13 protein-coding genes are annotated in these 17,746 nt (G+C 59.6%); 11 read left to right on the forward strand and 2 right to left on the reverse strand.

Annotated elements, in window-relative coordinates; translation table 11 throughout:
* The first annotated feature begins 130 nt into the window (after positions 1-130).
* The 8 genes from lptF to pdxJ all read left to right on the forward strand — a co-directional run bounded on the left by lptF (position 131) and on the right by pdxJ (position 8,542).
* A complete protein-coding gene (lptF, locus tag AACY02_RS11855) occupies positions 131-1,252 on the forward strand; it encodes an LPS export ABC transporter permease LptF (RefSeq protein WP_221729917.1) in 1,122 nt (373 codons plus the stop codon).
* The gene (lptG, locus tag AACY02_RS11860) at positions 1,245-2,306 is read left to right on the forward strand and encodes an LPS export ABC transporter permease LptG (RefSeq protein ID WP_339432100.1); all 1,062 of its coding nucleotides are present in this window, start codon (positions 1,245-1,247) and stop codon (positions 2,304-2,306) included. The genes lptF and lptG overlap by 8 nt, the downstream gene beginning before the upstream one ends.
* 172 nt (positions 2,307-2,478) lie before the next feature.
* Positions 2,479-4,275: a translation elongation factor 4 gene (gene lepA, locus AACY02_RS11865; RefSeq protein WP_339432101.1), complete on the forward strand. Its 1,797-nt coding sequence runs from the start codon at positions 2,479-2,481 to the stop codon at positions 4,273-4,275.
* 9 nt (positions 4,276-4,284) lie between these two features.
* Entirely contained in the window at positions 4,285-5,139 is an 855-nt protein-coding gene (gene lepB / locus AACY02_RS11870; RefSeq protein WP_339432102.1) for a signal peptidase I, read from the forward strand.
* 169 nt (positions 5,140-5,308) lie between these two features.
* Positions 5,309-5,998, forward strand: coding sequence for a ribonuclease III (gene rnc / locus AACY02_RS11875; protein WP_221729913.1), 690 nt, complete (start codon positions 5,309-5,311; stop codon positions 5,996-5,998).
* The gene (era, locus tag AACY02_RS11880; RefSeq protein WP_221729912.1) at positions 5,991-6,893 is read left to right on the forward strand and encodes a GTPase Era; all 903 of its coding nucleotides are present in this window, start codon (positions 5,991-5,993) and stop codon (positions 6,891-6,893) included. Before rnc ends, era begins: the two co-directional genes overlap by 8 nt.
* Before the next feature lie 169 nt (positions 6,894-7,062).
* Positions 7,063-7,752, forward strand: coding sequence for a DNA repair protein RecO (gene recO, locus AACY02_RS11885; RefSeq protein WP_339432103.1), 690 nt, complete (start codon positions 7,063-7,065; stop codon positions 7,750-7,752).
* Between the two features lie 46 nt (positions 7,753-7,798).
* Entirely contained in the window at positions 7,799-8,542 is a 744-nt protein-coding gene (pdxJ, locus tag AACY02_RS11890; RefSeq protein WP_129389552.1) for a pyridoxine 5'-phosphate synthase, read from the forward strand.
* Positions 8,543-8,608: 66 nt separating this feature from the next.
* Here the strand turns inward: pdxJ and mltF are convergent, their stop codons facing one another.
* Positions 8,609-10,069, reverse strand: coding sequence for a membrane-bound lytic murein transglycosylase MltF (gene mltF, locus AACY02_RS11895; RefSeq protein WP_339432104.1), 1,461 nt, complete (start codon positions 10,067-10,069; stop codon positions 8,609-8,611).
* 285 nt (positions 10,070-10,354) lie between these two features.
* Here mltF and purL point away from each other — a divergent pair, with 285 nt between their 5' ends.
* From purL to AACY02_RS11910, 3 genes are all read left to right on the forward strand, one after another.
* Positions 10,355-14,251 carry a phosphoribosylformylglycinamidine synthase gene (purL, locus tag AACY02_RS11900; protein ID WP_339432105.1) on the forward strand — a complete coding sequence of 1,299 codons (3,897 nt, stop codon included), beginning with the start codon at positions 10,355-10,357 and terminating at the stop codon, positions 14,249-14,251.
* A 5-nt stretch (positions 14,252-14,256) separates the two neighbouring features.
* On the forward strand, positions 14,257-14,568 hold the full coding sequence (locus AACY02_RS11905) for a YqfO family protein (protein ID WP_339432106.1): 312 nt from the start codon (positions 14,257-14,259) through the stop codon (positions 14,566-14,568).
* A gap of 924 nt (positions 14,569-15,492) precedes the next feature.
* Positions 15,493-15,852, forward strand: coding sequence for a DUF6124 family protein (locus tag AACY02_RS11910; RefSeq protein ID WP_339432107.1), 360 nt, complete (start codon positions 15,493-15,495; stop codon positions 15,850-15,852).
* 171 nt (positions 15,853-16,023) lie between these two features.
* Here the strand turns inward: AACY02_RS11910 and nagE are convergent, their stop codons facing one another.
* Positions 16,024-17,739, reverse strand: coding sequence for an N-acetylglucosamine-specific PTS transporter subunit IIBC (gene nagE / locus AACY02_RS11915; protein WP_339432108.1), 1,716 nt, complete (start codon positions 17,737-17,739; stop codon positions 16,024-16,026).
* Positions 17,740-17,746 lie beyond the last annotated feature (7 nt).

A 17,746-nucleotide genomic window follows, 5' to 3' on the forward strand; every position in this document is an offset into this window, starting at 1 on the left:
GTGTGCGCAGTGACAGGCGCCCTCAATCACAGGATAATGCCGCATCTTTTTTCGACGGCTCTGCCTTGCGGGCCGGTTGATGTGTTTGCTTGTTTGGCCGCCTTAGCCTGACAACCCTGGAGTGTCTGGTTTGATCGTCTTCCGTTATCTGTCCCGCGAAGTCCTGTTGACCCTCAGCGCTGTGAGTGCTGTGCTGCTGGTCATCATCATGAGCGGTCGCTTCATCAAATACCTCGCTCAGGCCGCTGCCGGCCAGCTCGATCCGGGTTCTCTGTTCCTGATCATGGGCTATCGTCTGCCGGGGTTCATGCAACTGATTCTGCCGCTGGGCCTGTTCCTCGGGATCCTGCTGGCCTACGGTCGCCTGTACCTCGAAAGCGAAATGACCGTGCTCTCGGCCACCGGCATGAGCCAGCAGAAGCTGTTTCGCATCACGCTGTTTCCGGCCACCCTGGTTGCACTGGTCGTGGCATGGCTGAGCCTGGGCCTGGCCCCGCAAGGTGCCAACCAGTTCCAGTTGCTGCTCAACAAGCAGGACGCGCTTACCGAATTCGATACGCTCGAGCCAGGTCGCTTCCAGGCGCTGCGTGACGGCACCCGCGTGACCTACACCGAAACGCTGAGCGATGACCGCGTCAATCTGGGCAGCGTGTTTATCTCGCAGAAGAACCTCGGCGCCGATCAGAAGGATCGCGGGATTTCCGTACTGGTGGCCGAGAAGGGCCGTCAGGAAGTTCGTCCTGACGGCAATCGCTATCTGATTCTCGAAGACGGCTATCGTTATGACGGCAGCCCAGGGCTGGCCGATTACCGCGCCATCCATTACGAAACCTATGGTGTTTTGCTGCCCAAGCCGGACGTCAGCGAAGAAGTCACTGACCGCGATGCGATGCCGACATCGACCTTGCTGGGCAATGACGACATCCGCTCCAAAACCGAACTGCAATGGCGTCTGTCCCTGCCGTTGCTGGTGTTTATCGTGACCCTGATGGCGGTGCCGCTGTCGCGAGTCAACCCGCGTCAAGGGCGTTTCCTCAAGTTGCTGCCGGCGATTCTTCTTTATATGGCTTACCTGACCATCCTGATTGCCGCCCGCGGCGCCCTTGAAAAAGGCAAGATTCCACCCGCCCTCGGCTTGTGGTGGGTGCATGCGATCTTCCTGTTCATCGGTATCGGCCTGCTGTACTGGGAGCCGTTGCGCCTGAAGATGGCCAGCCGTCGCGCCGCTGCACTGGAGGTGGCTCGTGGTTAAACTCGACCGCTATATCGGCAGCAGCGTCTTCATGGCGATCATCGCCGTGCTGGCAATCATTCTCGGTCTGGCGACCCTGTTCGCCTTTATCGATGAGATGGGCGACGTCAGCGATACCTACACCCTGGTTGATGTCCTGGGGTTCGTTTTGCTGACCGCGCCACGCCGGCTCTATGAAATGCTGCCGATGGCAGCGTTGATTGGTTGCCTGATCGGCCTCGGCAGTCTGGCCAGCAGCAGTGAGCTGACCGTGATGCGCGCCGCCGGCGTGTCCATCGGCCGGATCGTCTGGGCGGTGATGAAGCCAATGCTGGTGCTGATGCTGGCCGGCGTGCTGATCGGTGAGTACATAGCCCCTGCCACCGAAAGCATGGCCCAGGCCAACCGCTCGCTGGCTCAGGGCAGTGGCGACGCGCAAAGCGCCAAGCACGGTATGTGGCACCGCCAGGGTGAAGAGTTCATTCACATCAACGCCGTTCAACCCAATGGCCTGTTGTATGGCGTGACGCGCTATCGCTTTGACAAAGAGCGCCATCTTCTGAGTTCGAGCTTCGCCAAAAAGGCCGAGTTCGATAAAGATCACTGGGAGCTCACCGACGTAGCAACCACCGTTTTCCATGACCGCAGCACCGAGGTTGTAAACACGCCCACTGAGCGTTGGGATGTGTCCCTGAGCCCGCAATTGCTGAGCACAGTGGTCATGGCTCCGGAATCGCTGTCAATCACCGGCCTGTGGGGTTACATCCACTATCTGGCGGAGCAGGGCCTGAGCAACGGCCGTTACTGGCTGGCATTTTGGGTCAAGGTGTTGCAGCCATTGGTCACCGCCGCACTGGTATTGATGGCCATTTCCTTCATCTTCGGCCCGCTGCGTTCGGTGACCCTGGGGCAGCGTGTCTTCACTGGCGTGCTGGTCGGCTTCACCTTCCGCATCGTTCAGGATTTGCTCGGCCCATCGAGCCTGGTGTTCGGTTTCTCACCGCTGTTTGCGGTGCTGGTGCCGGCCGGAGTCTGTGCGCTGGCCGGTGTCTGGCTGCTGCGACGAGCGGGTTGATGAACAAGCTTTCATCCGCCGTTTAACCCTGAAAACGCCTCGATCAACCGATCGGGGCGTTTTTGTATGCAATCCGGGTGACAGGTGAACGTGACGCTTGCGCCGTGTATCAGGTACAATTCCCGGCTATTTTTCGGCGGGCCAAGCCTGCAGCCTTTTTGAGTGTTGATCCGTGAGTGATTTGAGTCATATCCGCAATTTCTCCATCATCGCCCACATTGACCATGGCAAGTCGACGCTGGCCGATCGCTTTATCCAGATGTGCGGCGGCCTGGCCGAGCGTGAAATGGAAGCCCAGGTACTGGATTCCATGGATCTGGAGCGTGAACGCGGGATCACCATCAAGGCCCACAGCGTTACCCTCTATTACAAAGCCAAAGATGGCGTCACCTACCAGCTGAACTTCATTGACACCCCTGGCCACGTCGACTTCACCTATGAAGTCAGCCGTTCCCTGGCGGCGTGTGAAGGTGCCTTGCTGGTGGTCGATGCCGGTCAAGGTGTTGAAGCCCAGTCCGTGGCCAACTGCTACACCGCGATCGAGCAGGGCCTTGAGGTCATGCCGGTCCTGAACAAGATCGACCTGCCACAGGCCGAACCGGAACGCGTCAAGGACGAGATCGAGAAGATCATCGGCATCGACGCCGCCGACGCCGTCACCTGCAGCGCCAAGACCGGTCTGGGTGTCGACGAAGTGCTCGAGCGTCTGGTGCACACCATTCCTGCGCCGACCGGCAACATCGAAGATCCGCTGCAGGCGTTGATCATCGATTCCTGGTTCGACAACTATCTGGGCGTTGTCTCCCTGGTTCGCGTGCGCCACGGCCGTGTGAAGAAGGGCGACAAGATTCTGGTGAAATCCACCGGCAAGATCCACCTGGTCGACAGCGTCGGCGTGTTCAATCCGAAACACACCGCCACGGTTGACCTGAAGGCCGGCGAAGTGGGCTTCATCATCGCCAGCATCAAGGACATCCACGGTGCCCCGGTCGGTGACACCCTGACCCTCAGCTCCACCCCGGATGTTCCGGTACTGCCGGGCTTCAAACGCATCCAGCCACAGGTTTACGCCGGTCTGTTCCCGGTCAGCTCCGACGATTTCGAAGATTTCCGCGAAGCGCTGCAGAAGCTGACCCTCAACGACTCGTCGCTGCAATACACCCCGGAAAGCTCCGACGCACTGGGCTTCGGCTTCCGTTGCGGCTTCCTCGGCATGCTGCACATGGAGATCATCCAGGAGCGCCTGGAGCGCGAGTACAACCTGGACCTGATCACCACGGCGCCGACGGTAATCTTCGAACTGGTGCTCAAAACCGGTGAAACGATTTACGTCGACAACCCCTCCAAGCTGCCGGATGTCTCGGCCATCGAAGACATGCGCGAGCCGATCGTGCGTGCCAACATCCTGGTTCCGCAAGAACACCTGGGCAACGTCATCACCCTGTGCATCGAGAAACGCGGTGTACAGGTCGACATGCTGTTCCTCGGTAATCAGGTGCAAGTCACTTATGACCTGCCGATGAACGAAGTGGTCCTGGACTTCTTCGACCGTCTCAAATCCACCAGCCGCGGCTATGCTTCGCTGGACTACCATTTCGATCGTTACCAATCGGCTAATCTGGTGAAACTGGACGTGCTGATCAACGGCGACAAGGTCGATGCTCTGGCGTTGATCGTGCACCGTGACAACTCGCACTACAAAGGTCGCCAGTTGACCGAGAAGATGAAAGAACTGATTCCGCGACAGATGTTCGACGTGGCCATCCAGGCCGCCATTGGCGGTCAGATCGTTGCACGGACAACCGTCAAGGCGCTCAGAAAGAACGTATTGGCCAAATGCTACGGTGGTGACGTCAGCCGTAAGAAGAAACTGCTCGAGAAGCAAAAGGCCGGTAAGAAACGCATGAAGCAGGTCGGCAACGTGGAAATTCCACAAGAAGCCTTCCTTGCCGTGCTCAGGTTGGAATAGTCAGGTCCTATGTCACTAAATTTCCCGCTGTTGCTGGTCATCGCCGTGTTCGTCTGCGGCCTGTTGGCGTTGCTTGATCTGTTGATCCTCGCGCCGCGTCGACGCGCTGCCATTGCCTCTTATCAAGGCAGTGTCGGCGAGCCCGATGTGGTGGTGGTCGAAAAACTGAACAAAGAGCCGCTGCTGGTGGAATACGGCAAGTCGTTCTTCCCGGTGTTGTTCATCGTGCTGGTGCTGCGTTCGTTCCTGGTGGAGCCGTTCCAGATCCCGTCCGGTTCGATGAAACCGACCCTGGATGTCGGTGACTTCATTCTGGTGAACAAGTTTTCTTACGGGATCCGCCTGCCGGTGATCGACAAGAAAATCATCGAAGTCGGTGATCCGCAGCGGGGCGATGTGATGGTGTTTCGCTACCCAAGCGACCCGAGCGTCAACTACATCAAGCGTGTAGTCGGCCTGCCGGGCGACACCGTGCGTTACACCGCTGACAAGCGTCTGTTCGTCAACGGCGAATCGATTGCCGAGCAGTTGGTTGGCTCCGAGCCGGGCACCCTGGGCAGCGCTGAGCTCTACCAGGAAAAACTCGGCGCCGCCGAGCACTTGATCCGCAAGGAAATGAGCCGCTACCGCGCGACCCCGGATCATTCGTGGACCGTGCCGGCCGGGCACTACTTCATGATGGGCGACAACCGCGACAACTCGAACGACAGTCGCTACTGGGATGATCCCAACATTCCCAAGGACATGTTGGGCATGGTTCCCGACCAGAATATCGTCGGCAAGGCCTTTGCAGTCTGGATGAGCTGGCCGGAACCGAAACTCAGCCACCTGCCGAATTTCTCGCGGGTAGGCCTGATCAAGTAATCACACACGGCGCTGTTGACCACAGCGCCGAATGCATTTCTGGAGTCGACACAATCGGCTTCGTAATAGTCAGGATGTAATTTTTGAACACAGCGTTAATTGTCCCAGACCTGAGCCGTACCCCGGCGATGGCGGTGGAATCCAGCTTTGATCTCAGCGTGGGTAAACCGTGAGCGCCTCATTAAGCCGTCTCGAGCGTCAGCTCGGTTACACCTTCAAGGATCAGGAGCTGATGCTCCTGGCCCTCACGCACCGCAGTTTCGCCGGGCGTAACAACGAACGCCTGGAATTCCTCGGTGATGCCATCCTCAACTTCGTGGCGGGCGAGGCGCTGTTCGATCGTTTCCCGCTCGCCCGTGAAGGCCAGTTGTCGCGTTTGCGCGCACGCTTGGTGAAAGGTGAGACGCTGGCCGTGCTGGCTCGCGGTTTCGACCTGGGGGATTATCTGCGTCTGGGGTCCGGCGAGTTGAAAAGTGGCGGTTTCCGTCGCGAATCGATTCTGGCCGATGCCCTCGAAGCCTTGATCGGTGCGATTTACCTCGACGCCGGCATGGACATGGCTCGCGAGCGCGTACTGGCCTGGCTGGCGGGTGAGTTCGAAGGTCTGACCCTGGTCGACACCAACAAGGATCCGAAGACCCGCCTGCAGGAATTCCTGCAATCACGCGGTTGCGACCTGCCTCGTTACGAGGTGGTGGATATCCAGGGCGAGCCGCACTGCCGAACCTTCTTCGTCGAGTGCGAAGTTGTCTTACTGAATGAAAAAAGCCGAGGTCAGGGTGTGAGCCGTCGTATTGCCGAACAGGTAGCGGCCGCCGCAGCACTGATTGCCCTAGGCGTGGAGAATGGCAATGACTGATACAAACGCAACTCGCTGTGGCTACGTTGCCATCGTCGGCCGTCCCAACGTGGGCAAGTCCACGCTGCTGAACCACATTCTTGGTCAGAAGCTGGCGATCACCTCGCGCAAGCCACAAACCACTCGTCACAACATGCTCGGGATCAAGACCGAGGGTGGCGTGCAGGCGATCTACGTCGACACCCCCGGCATGCACAAGGGTGGCGAAAAGGCGCTGAACCGTTACATGAACAAGACCGCTTCGGCGGCGTTGAAAGACGTTGACGTGGTGATCTTCGTGGTCGATCGCACCAAGTGGACCGAAGAAGACCAGATGGTGCTGGAGCGTGTGCAATACGTGACCGGCCCGCTGATCGTCGCACTGAACAAGACCGACCGTATCGAAGACAAAGCCGAGTTGATGCCGCACCTGAGCTGGTTGCAGGAACAGCTGCCGAACGCGCAGATCATCCCGATTTCGGCGCAGCACGGGCATAACCTCGACGCGCTGGAAAAGGTGATTGCCGATCACCTGCCGGAAAACGATCACTTCTTTCCCGAAGACCAGATCACCGACCGCAGCAGCCGTTTCCTCGCCGCCGAACTGGTGCGCGAGAAAATCATGCGCCAGATGGGCGCTGAGCTGCCATACCAGATCACCGTCGAAATCGAAGAGTTCAAGCAGCAGGGCAAGACCCTGCACATCCATGCGCTGATCCTCGTCGAACGTGACGGCCAGAAGAAGATCATCATTGGCGACAAGGGCGAGCGCATCAAGCGCATCGGCACCGAAGCGCGCAAGGACATGGAGTTGCTGTTCGACTCCAAGATCATGCTCAACCTGTGGGTCAAGGTGAAGGGCGGCTGGTCCGACGACGAGCGTGCGCTGCGTTCGCTGGGTTACGGCGACCTGTAATACCGGTTTTCTGATACTCCAGAGAACCCCCTGTGGGAGCGGGCTTGCTCGCGAATGCGCAGTGTCAGTCGACATTCACTTCGACTGATTCACCGCTTTCGCGAGCAAGCCCGCTCCCACAGTAGTTTTGGGTTGTGAGTAAAAAACGCGTTTCTTCATCGAGAATTCCATGTCGCAAACTCCACCTCCTGCCCAACCCGCCTACGTCCTGCATTCGCGCGCCTACCGCGAAACCAGCGCGTTGGTGGATTTCCTCACGCCGCAAGGTCGGCTGCGAGCGGTGCTGCGCAGTGCGCGGGGAAAGGCCGGGACGTTGGCGCGGCCGTTCGTGGCGCTGGAAGTCGAGTTTCGCGGCAAGGGCGAGTTGAAGAATGTCGGGCGCATGGAAAGTGCCGGCACCTGCGCCTGGCTCAATGGCGAGGCGCTGTTCAGCGGTCTTTACCTCAACGAGCTCTTGATCCGCCTGCTGCCTGCCGAAGATCCGCACCCGGCGGTGTTCGATCACTACGCAGCAACCCTGCTGGCTCTGGCCGAAGGCCGGCCGCTGGAACCGTTGTTGCGCTCTTTCGAATGGCGTCTGCTCGATGACCTCGGTTACGGCTTTTCCATGAATACCGATATTCACGGCGAGCCTGTTGCGCCCGATGGTCTCTACCGTCTGCAAGTGGACGCCGGCCTTGAGCGCGTTTACTTGCTGCAACCCGGCCTGTTCAACGGCGTTGAATTACTCGCCATGGCCGAAGCCGACTGGTCGGCTCCCGGCGCACTCTCCGCCGCCAAGCGTTTGATGCGTCAGGCCTTGGCCGTTCACCTCGGCGGTCGCCCTCTGGTCAGTCGCGAGCTGTTTCGCAAGCCCTAGCCCCGTGTATGCTGTGCGCCGAATCTTTCCATTCAGGAGCGCATCCGTGACCACCAGCAATCGCATTCTTCTTGGCGTGAACATCGACCACGTCGCCACCCTGCGTCAGGCCCGTGGCACGCGCTACCCGGATCCGGTCAAGGCTGCGCTGGACGCGGAAGAGGCGGGCGCCGATGGCATCACGGTGCATCTGCGCGAAGACCGTCGGCACATTCAGGAGCGCGACGTACTGTTGCTCAAGGACGTGCTGCAAACCCGCATGAACTTCGAAATGGGCGTCACCGAAGAAATGATGGCGTTTGCCGAACGCATCCGTCCTGCGCACATCTGCCTGGTCCCGGAAACCCGTCAGGAGCTGACCACCGAAGGCGGTCTGGATGTGGCAGGGCAGGAAGAACGCATCAAAGCGGCGGTTGAGCGTCTGTCGAAGATCGGCAGCGAGGTGTCGCTGTTCATCGATGCCGACGAGCGTCAGATTGCGGCCTCCAAGCGCGTCGGTGCGCCGGCCATTGAGCTGCACACCGGGCGTTATGCCGATGCCGAAACCCCGACCGAAGTCGCCGAAGAACTGAAACGAGTGGCGGACGGTGTGGCGTTTGGTCTGGCTCAGGGGTTGATCGTCAATGCCGGTCATGGTCTGCATTACCACAACGTTGAGGCCGTGGCCGCGATCAAGGGCATCAACGAACTGAACATCGGCCATGCGCTGGTGGCGCATGCGTTGTTCGTTGGCTTCAAGTCTGCCGTCTCTGAAATGAAAGCGCTGATTCTGGCGGCTGCAAAAGCTTAAGCCTCATCGCAAAACCAATGTGGGAGCCAGCAGGCTGGCTCCCACATTTGATTGAAGGTATCTGGGCTAGAGCGGGGCTGGCTCTTGAGTCGGCTTGGACTTGTCGATCCCCGGCACATGAAGGTTGCCTTCAGCCACCTGATCACCTTCAAGCTGCGGCTGGGTCACCCAAGTGAGAATGTCGTAGTAGCGACGAATGTTCGCGACAAAATGCACCGGTTCGCCGCCCCGGGCGTAGCCATAGCGGGTCTTGCTGTACCACTGCTTCTGCGCGAGGCGCGGCAGCATTTTCTTCACATCCAGCCACTTGTTCGGGTTCAGGCCTTCTTTGGAGGCCAGTTTGCGGGCGTCGTCCAGGTGGCCGCTGCCGACGTTGTACGCCGCCAGGGCAAACCAGGTGCGATCCGGCTCCTGAATCGAATCGTCGAGCTGATCCTTCATGTTAGCCAGGTACTTCGCGCCGCCCATGATGCTCTGCTTCGGATCGAGTCGGTTGGACACACCCATGGCCTGAGCGGTGTTCTGGGTCAGCATCATCAGCCCCCGCACGCCGGTTTTGGAGGTGACCGTCGGTTGCCACAGTGATTCCTGATAACCGATGGCCGCGAGCAGGCGCCAGTCGACTTTCTCTTTTTTGGCGTAGGTCTTGAAGTGCTGTTCGTATTTGGGCAAGCGTTGCTGCAAGTGCTGGGCGAACGTGGTGGCACCCATGTAACCGAGGACGTCGACATGCCCGTAGTAGCGGTCTTTGAGGCGTTGCAGGGTGCCGTTCTTCTGCACCTTGTCCAGATAGCTGTTGATCTCGTTGAGCAGGCTGTTGTCTTCGCCCGGTGCGACGGCCCAACTCTGGCTGCGCGCATCGCCGAGATCGAAGGCCACGCGGATGTTGGTGAAGTACACCTGGTTCATTGCCACTTCGTTGGAGTCGACCAGGGTCAGGTCGATCTGGCCTTCATCAACCATGCGCAGCAGGTCGACCACTTCAACCGCGTCGGACTCTTCGTATTCGATGGCGGGGTATTTCTGTTTCAGTTCGGCCAGTTGTTCGGCGTGGGTGCTGCCCTTGAGCACCATGATCTTCTTGCCCACCAGGTCACCGGCGTCGGTGGGCCGTGACTGGCCGTTGCGATAGATGATCTGCGGGGTGACTTCGAGGTAGGGGTGGGAAAACCTCACCTGTTTCTTGCGCTGTTCACTGCTGACCAGCCCGGCTGCAGCCAGGACCGGGCCGTTCGGTTTGCCGATCTGGTCGAAGAGGTCGTCGAGGTTGTCGGCGGTCTCGATTTTAAGCTCGACACCCAAATCTTCGGCAAAGCGCTTCACCAGCTCGTATTCGAAGCCGGTTTCACCGCTGCGATCCTGAAAGTAGGTGGCGGGGCTGTTCCGGGTAATCACCCGCAGCACACCATCCTCCTTTACGCGCTCGAGTGTGTTGGGTTTATCAACACAGCCACCGAGCAACAGGAAGAGTCCGGTTGCGATCAGCCATTTGGCGTACCGCGGACGCAAAGCCTTTGGGAAAAACATTTGCGCAGTATACGCAAAGGACCGCGGGCGCCATATCTCGACAGTGCAGGGCTTGTCTGCTAGCGATCACAAAACCGAACGAAACCCCACATAAACGGGCCTGCCGGGCATTTTGTTACAGCAAAAATAAGCCATTGTCGCAGGCTGGGTAAATTTGACTTGCGAATCAGAAACACAGATCGACGTCCGGGTGCAACCGTGCGTAGCGTTTCGGGTGATGTTGAGGGCGGTTTAGGCTAGAATGCACGGCCTCAAAGCACACCCCTTCCCGAGGCTGTCCCGAAGATGTTGATCCTGCGCGGCGCTCCTGCCCTTTCTGCCTTTCGCCACAGCAAACTCCTTGAGCAACTGAGCCAGAAGGTTCCGGCTGTCAGTGGCTTGTATGCTGAATTCGCTCACTTCGCCGAAGTCACCGGCGTCCTGACCGGCGACGAACAGCAGGTGCTTGCGCGCCTTCTGAAGTACGGTCCAAGCGTTCCGGTTCAAGAGCCGACCGGCCGTCTGTTCCTGGTGTTGCCGCGTTTTGGCACCATCTCGCCATGGTCGAGCAAGGCCAGCGACATCGCTCGCAACTGCGGTCTGAGCAAGATCCAGCGCCTGGAGCGCGGCATCGCGTTCTACGTGGCCGGTCAGTTCAGCGACGCCCAAGCCCAGCAGGTTGCCGATGTCCTGCATGACCGCATGACCCAGATCGTTCTGGCCAATCTGGAGCAGGCCGCCGGCCTGTTCAGCCACGCCGAACCGAAACCGCTGACCGCCATCGACATTCTCGGTGGCGGTCGCGCCGCGCTGGAAAAAGCCAACACCGAGCTGGGCCTGGCCCTGGCCGAAGACGAGATCGACTATCTGGTCGACGCCTTCAACGGTTTGCAGCGCAACCCGCACGACATCGAACTGATGATGTTTGCCCAGGCCAACTCCGAGCACTGCCGCCACAAGATCTTCAACGCCAGTTGGGACATTGACGGCCAGAGCCAGGAAAAAAGCCTGTTCGGCATGATCAAGAACACCTATGTGATGCACAGCGAAGGCGTTCTGTCGGCTTATAAGGACAACGCCTCGGTGATCGTCGGCAACGTGGCCGGCCGCTTCTTCCCGAACCCTGAAACCCGTCAGTACGGCGCGGTTCAGGAGCCGGTGCACATCCTGATGAAGGTCGAGACCCACAACCACCCGACCGCGATTGCCCCGTTCCCGGGCGCGTCCACCGGTTCCGGTGGCGAGATTCGCGACGAAGGTGCAACCGGTCGTGGCGCCAAGCCAAAAGCCGGCCTGACCGGTTTCACCGTGTCGAACCTGCAGATTCCGGGCTTCGAACAGCCGTGGGAAGTGCCGTACGGCAAGCCTGAACGCATCGTCACCGCGCTGGACATCATGATCGAAGGCCCGCTCGGCGGCGCCGCGTTCAACAACGAATTCGGTCGTCCGGCCCTGACCGGTTATTTCCGTACCTTTGAACAATCGATCACCACCCCGCACGGTGACGAAGTTCGCGGTTACCACAAGCCGATCATGCTCGCTGGCGGCATGGGCAACATCCGCGAAGAACACGTCAAGAAAGGCGAGATCGTCGTCGGTTCCAAACTGATCGTACTCGGCGGCCCAGCGATGCTGATCGGTCTGGGTGGCGGTGCGGCTTCCTCTATGGCCACCGGCACCAGCTCGGCGGATCTGGACTTCGCTTCCGTTCAGCGTGAAAACCCTGAGATGGAGCGTCGCTGCCAGGAAGTCATCGACCGTTGCTGGCAACTGGGCGACAAGAACCCGATCAGCTTCATCCACGACGTGGGGGCGGGCGGTCTGTCCAACGCCTTCCCGGAGCTGGTCAACGACGGCGACCGCGGTGGCCGTTTCGAACTGCGCAACATTCCAAACGACGAGCCGGGCATGGCCCCGCACGAAATCTGGAGTAACGAATCCCAGGAACGCTACGTGCTGGCCGTCGGCCCGCAAGACTTCGAGCGCTTCCAGGCGATCTGCGAGCGTGAGCGCTGCCCGTTTGCCGTAGTCGGTGAAGCCACCGCCGAGCCGCAGCTTACTGTCACCGATAGCCACTTCGGCAACAACCCGGTGGACATGCCACTGGAAGTGTTGCTGGGCAAGGCGCCGCGCATGCACCGTTCGGTGGTTCGCGAGGCCGAACTGGGCGATGACTTCGATCCGTCGAACCTCGACATCACCGAGTCCATCGAACGCGTTCTGCATCACCCGGCTGTCGCGAGCAAGAGCTTCCTGATCACCATCGGTGACCGCACCATCACCGGCCTCGTGGCCCGTGACCAGATGGTTGGCCCATGGCAGGTTCCGGTTGCCGACGTGGCCGTTACCGCCACCAGTTTCGACGTCTACACCGGTGAAGCCATGGCGATGGGCGAGCGGACTCCGCTGGCGCTGCTGGACGCTCCGGCGTCGGGCCGCATGGCCATCGGCGAAACCCTGACCAACATTGCCGCTTCGCGCATCAACAAGCTCTCCGACATCAAACTGTCGGCGAACTGGATGTCCGCTGCCGGTCACCCGGGTGAAGACGCACGTCTGTACGACACCGTGAAAGCGGTCGGTATGGAACTGTGCCCTGAGCTGGGCATTACCATTCCGGTGGGCAAGGACTCGATGTCCATGGCCACCCGCTGGAACGACAACGGCGAAGAAAAAACCGTGACCTCGCCGATGTCGCTGATCGTGACCGGTTTCGCGCCAGTGGCTGACATCCGTCAGACCCTGACCCCGGAACTGCGCATGGACAAGGGCACCACCGACCTGATCCTGATCGACCTCGGTCGCGGGCAGAATCGCATGGGTGCTTCGATCCTTGCGCAAGTACACGGCAAGCTCGGCAAGCACGCGCCGGACGTCGACGACGCCGAAGACCTGAAAGCCTTCTTCGCCGTGATCCAGGGCCTTAACGCTGACGGTCACCTGCTGGCTTACCACGACCGTTCCGACGGTGGTCTGCTGACTTGCGTGGTGGAAATGGCCTTCGCTGGCCACTGCGGTCTGAGTCTTAACCTGGACAGCGTTGCCGAAAGCGCCGCTGAAATCGCCGCCATCCTGTTCAACGAAGAACTGGGTGCCGTGATTCAGGTTCGTCAGGACGCCACGCCAGACATCCTCGCGCAGTTCAGCGCGGCCGGTCTGGGCGACTGTGTTTCGGTGATCGGTCAGCCGATCAACAATGGCCAGATCAACATCACCTTTAACGGTGACACCGTGTTCGAAGGCCAGCGTCGTCTGCTGCAACGTCAGTGGGCCGAGACCAGCTACCAGGTCCAGCGTCTGCGTGACAACGCCGACTGCGCCGAACAAGAGTTCGACGTGCTGCTGGAAGAAGACAACCCGGGCCTGAGCGTCAAGCTGAGCTACGACGTCAACCAGGACATCGCCGCGCCCTACATCAAAAAAGGCATTCGCCCACAGGTTGCCGTACTGCGTGAGCAGGGCGTCAACGGTCAGGTGGAAATGGCGGCAGCGTTCGACCGCGCCGGTTTCAACGCGATTGACGTGCACATGAGCGACATTCTGGCCGGCCGTGTCGACCTGAACGAGTTCAAAGGTCTGGTGGCGTGCGGTGGTTTCTCCTACGGCGACGTGCTGGGTGCCGGTGAAGGCTGGGCCAAGTCGGCCCTGTTCAACAGCCGCGCTCGCGATGCGTTCCAGGGGTTCTTCGAGCGTAACGACAGTTTCACCCTCGGCGTGTGCAACGGTTGCCAGATGATGTCCAACCTGCACGAACTGATCCCGGGCAGCGAGTTCTGGCCGCACTTCGTGCGCAACCGCTCCGAGCAGTTCGAAGCGCGCGTGGCGATGGTTCAGGTTCAGGAGTCGAACTCGATCTTCCTGCAGGGCATGGCCGGTTCGCGTATGCCGATCGCCATTGCTCACGGTGAAGGTCATGCCGAGTTTTCCAGCGAAGAAGCTCTGCTGGAAGCGGATCTGTCGGGTTGCGTGGCGATGCGTTTTGTCGACAACCATGGCAAGGTCACCGAATCGTACCCGGCCAACCCGAACGGTTCGCCGCGCGGGATTACCGGTCTCACCAGCCGTGATGGCCGCGTGACTATCATGATGCCGCACCCGGAGCGTGTGTTCCGTGCTGTGCAGAACTCGTGGCGTTCGGAAGACTGGAACGAAGACGCGCCTTGGATGCGTATGTTCCGTAATGCTCGTGTGTGGGTTAACTAAGGTCCGTGTACAAGCTGGCGTTTTTTGTTCCTGACAGTCATGTCGAGGTGGTCAAGGAAGCCGTATTCGCTGCCGGTGGTGGGCGGATCGGGGACTATGACCACTGTGCTTGGCAGGTGCTCGGTTTGGGTCAGTTTCGACCTTTGGACGGCAGTCAGCCGTTTATTGGGGAAGCGGGGCAGGTTGAGCGGGTTGAGGAATGGAAGGTTGAGCTTGTGGTGGCGGATGAGTTGATTCGCTCTGTAGTGGCGGCTTTGAAGTTGAGCCACCCGTACGAGACACCGGCTTATGAAGTGTGGCGGCTGGAAGATTTCTGATAGCCGCTCATTACAAGAAACCCGCAGATGAGTGATTGTCTGCGGGTTTTTTGTTGCCCCCGATTTTTTGCGCGATGGGGTTCCTATGTGGAAGCGGGCTTGCTCGCGAAGGCGTCGGCTCAGGCAATGATGTTCTGGCTGACCGAGTACATATCCATTGCTGTGGTCACGGCTGCTCAGAGTTCCGCCCTTACGGCGGGTCACTTTTTACAGACGCCTAAAAAGTAACCAAAAACGCTTGCCCCAACGTTCGGCCCGCTCGCTGGGGCTCGGGGTTCCTTCGCTCCGGGATCCATCCGGGGCATCGCCTCCGGTTTGCTTCGCTGCACCTCCTCTCGATGTTCTCCCCGGATGAATCCCTGCGCTCAGCCTGCCGACGGGGCCTGTGGATCAAGATCAAGAGCTGCAGCCGAGCTTGCGCTCATCCTGTTGGGTGGTGAGAAGCAGGAGCGAGTAGGTGGCGCTGCTTTGCTTTTCTGTGGGAGCTGGCTTGCCAGCGATGGCGGCCTGATAGCCGACCAGTCTCTATCTGGATGCACACACTCCAACTGTGGGAGCCCGATGAGGCCCGCCCGGCCACCCCATCACCCAAGGTTGTTTAAAAATGCATCAAATCACCAGAACCTTCCCACAAGGTTTTCAGGTTGTCCGTCGGACGTCGGGTCTCTAGTCTTTGGCTGTCACCGCAAATCGGTGATCGGGTGTGAGAACCCGGTAAGAGGTTTTAATCAAACGTCAGTAGCACCATAATCGCCGCCAGCTCATTTGCTGCCTGCAATGCTCTATGGCGGCTGTGTGCGGACGAACTTCGGTTCGGCCGGGTTGATCTCTTACCGGTTTCTCACTCCGCACATAGCTGCCACCTCCTCGTCGCGTGAGAAACGACCAGTGATGGCTTCAATCATTTGATTAGAGATCATTGCAATGACCAAGCCCGTACCCGATCCACCCGAAACCAAAACCCCACTCGAAGAAGCTCTCCGCGCCGAAGACCAGGCCCGAAACCGCGAAGCCATCAAGCGCGCCCTCGACTTCTACCTGTGCCCCGAACCCGCAATGCCACGCCGACCAAGCACCATGTTCATGGTCTGCCCAGAGGTCGATACCGAAAGCCTGCTCGCCCACGCTTGCGAGTCATTAGCCTCGGCAAGTACCGCCGCCAGCCACTTCGCCAATGAGCTAAGCGGTTCGCAGCGCAGTACGGCGTTAGGCATCCAGCAAATCGTCATGCTCGCCGAACTGGCAGTAAACCGGGCACTGGATCGGGTAGACCCGCAAACCTGATTGATCAGGTTTACCGTGTCATCGTTCTTCGCGAGCAAGCCCGCTCCCACAGTTTTGATTGAGTAGAGGCTCGACGGGCGTCATCGCTGGCAAGCCAGCTCCCCATCTGGAATGCAATCACCTTGTGGGAGCGGGCTTGCTCGCGAAGAGGCCCGCTCAGGCGCAGCAGATTTAAACCTTTGCACCGAGCTCACTGCGATTGACCAACGCCTCAAGCGCTCCACTCAAACTCGCTGCCTTATCCCCCACCAACAAATGCCAGACCCCGCCTTCCAACTGGCTGACACCCTGACAACCCAGCTCTTTCAACTGCGCCTCGGACAACGCTTTACCATCGGCCAGTTGCAGACGAATACGTGTCAGCGCGATGCAGTCCAGTTGCAGCACATTCTCGCTACCGCCCAGTGCCGTCAGCCATTGTTGAGCTTGCGGCGCAGCGACCAACGCAGCTTTCGATTCCTCGACCACCACCGCAGGCGCAGACACCAACGCACGCCCCAGCGCCGGCATGGCGAGGCGGATTTCGTCGGCGATGCTGTCGGCCAATGGCCCGACCACTACCTGCAAGCTGCCGCCCTTGCCCGGGCGTACCACGGCCATCGCACCCAGTGCCTTCAAGTCAGCGTCAGAAGCCTTGTTGCGATCAACCATTTCCAGACGCAAGCGGGTAGTGCACGCACCCACCGTCACCAGATTCTCCGCACCACCGAGAGCCTTGATGTAAGCCGCAGCGCGCTCGTTCTCGGTGAGAACTGCCTTGTCAGCCGTCGCCACATTCTCACGCCCCGGCGTCTTCAGATTGAAACGACGAATGCAGAAATCAAACACCGCGTAATACACCACGGCATAGGCCAGCCCGACCGGAATCACCAACCAGCCATTGGTCGAACGGCCCCAGCCCAGCACCATGTCGATGAAGCCGCCGGAGAAGGTAAAGCCCAGATGAATATTCAGCGCGTTAGTGATCGCCATCGACAACCCGGTCAGCAGCGCATGTAGCAGATACAACAACGGCGCCAAAAACATGAAGGCAAATTCAATCGGCTCGGTTACCCCAGTCAAAAACGACGTCAAAGCCATCGATAGGAAAATCCCGCCCATGACCTTGCGCCGCTCTGGCAGAGCGTTGCGGTACATCGCCAGGCACGCGGCCGGCAGGCCGAAGATCATCATCGGGAACATGCCGGTCATGAACTGGCCGCCCTTCGGATCGCCGGCAAAGTAGCGCGACAGATCACCGGTCACCAACGCACCTGTGGTCGGGTCGGTGAAGTTGCCGAAGACGAACCACGCCATGTTGTTGAGGATGTGGTGCAGGCCGGTGACGATCAGCAGACGGTTGAACACGCCGAAGACGAAGGCACCGAAGCTGCCGCTTTCCATCATCAGGCTACCGAAGCTGTTGATGCCTTGCTGAATCGGCGGCCAGATGTAGCCGAACACCACGCCCAGCCCGACCGCCGCAAACCCTGTGACAATCGGCACGAAACGCCGGCCACCGAAGAACGCCAGGTACTCCGGCAGCTTGATGTCCTTGAAGCGGTTGTACAGCGCGCCGGCCATCAGGCCGCTGACGATCCCGGCGAGCATGCCCATGTTGATGCTCGCGTCGAGCACCTTGAGGGTGGAGATCATCACCAGATAACCGATCACTCCGGCAAGGCCTGCGGTGCCGTTGTTGTCCTTGGCGAAGCCGACGGCGATGCCGATGGCGAAGATCATCGCCAGGTTGGCGAAGATCACCTGACCGGCGTCGTGGATGATCGCGATGTTCAGCAGGTCGGTATCGCCCAGGCGCAGCAGCAGGCCGGCAATCGGCAGGATCGCAATCGGCAGCATCAGCGCGCGGCCGAGGCGTTGCAGGCCTTCGATGAAGAGTTGGTACATGGCGTTT

This window comes from Pseudomonas sp. EA_65y_Pfl2_P78 (assembly GCF_963970495.1).
Lineage (GTDB): Bacteria > Pseudomonadota > Gammaproteobacteria > Pseudomonadales > Pseudomonadaceae > Aquipseudomonas > Aquipseudomonas baetica_A.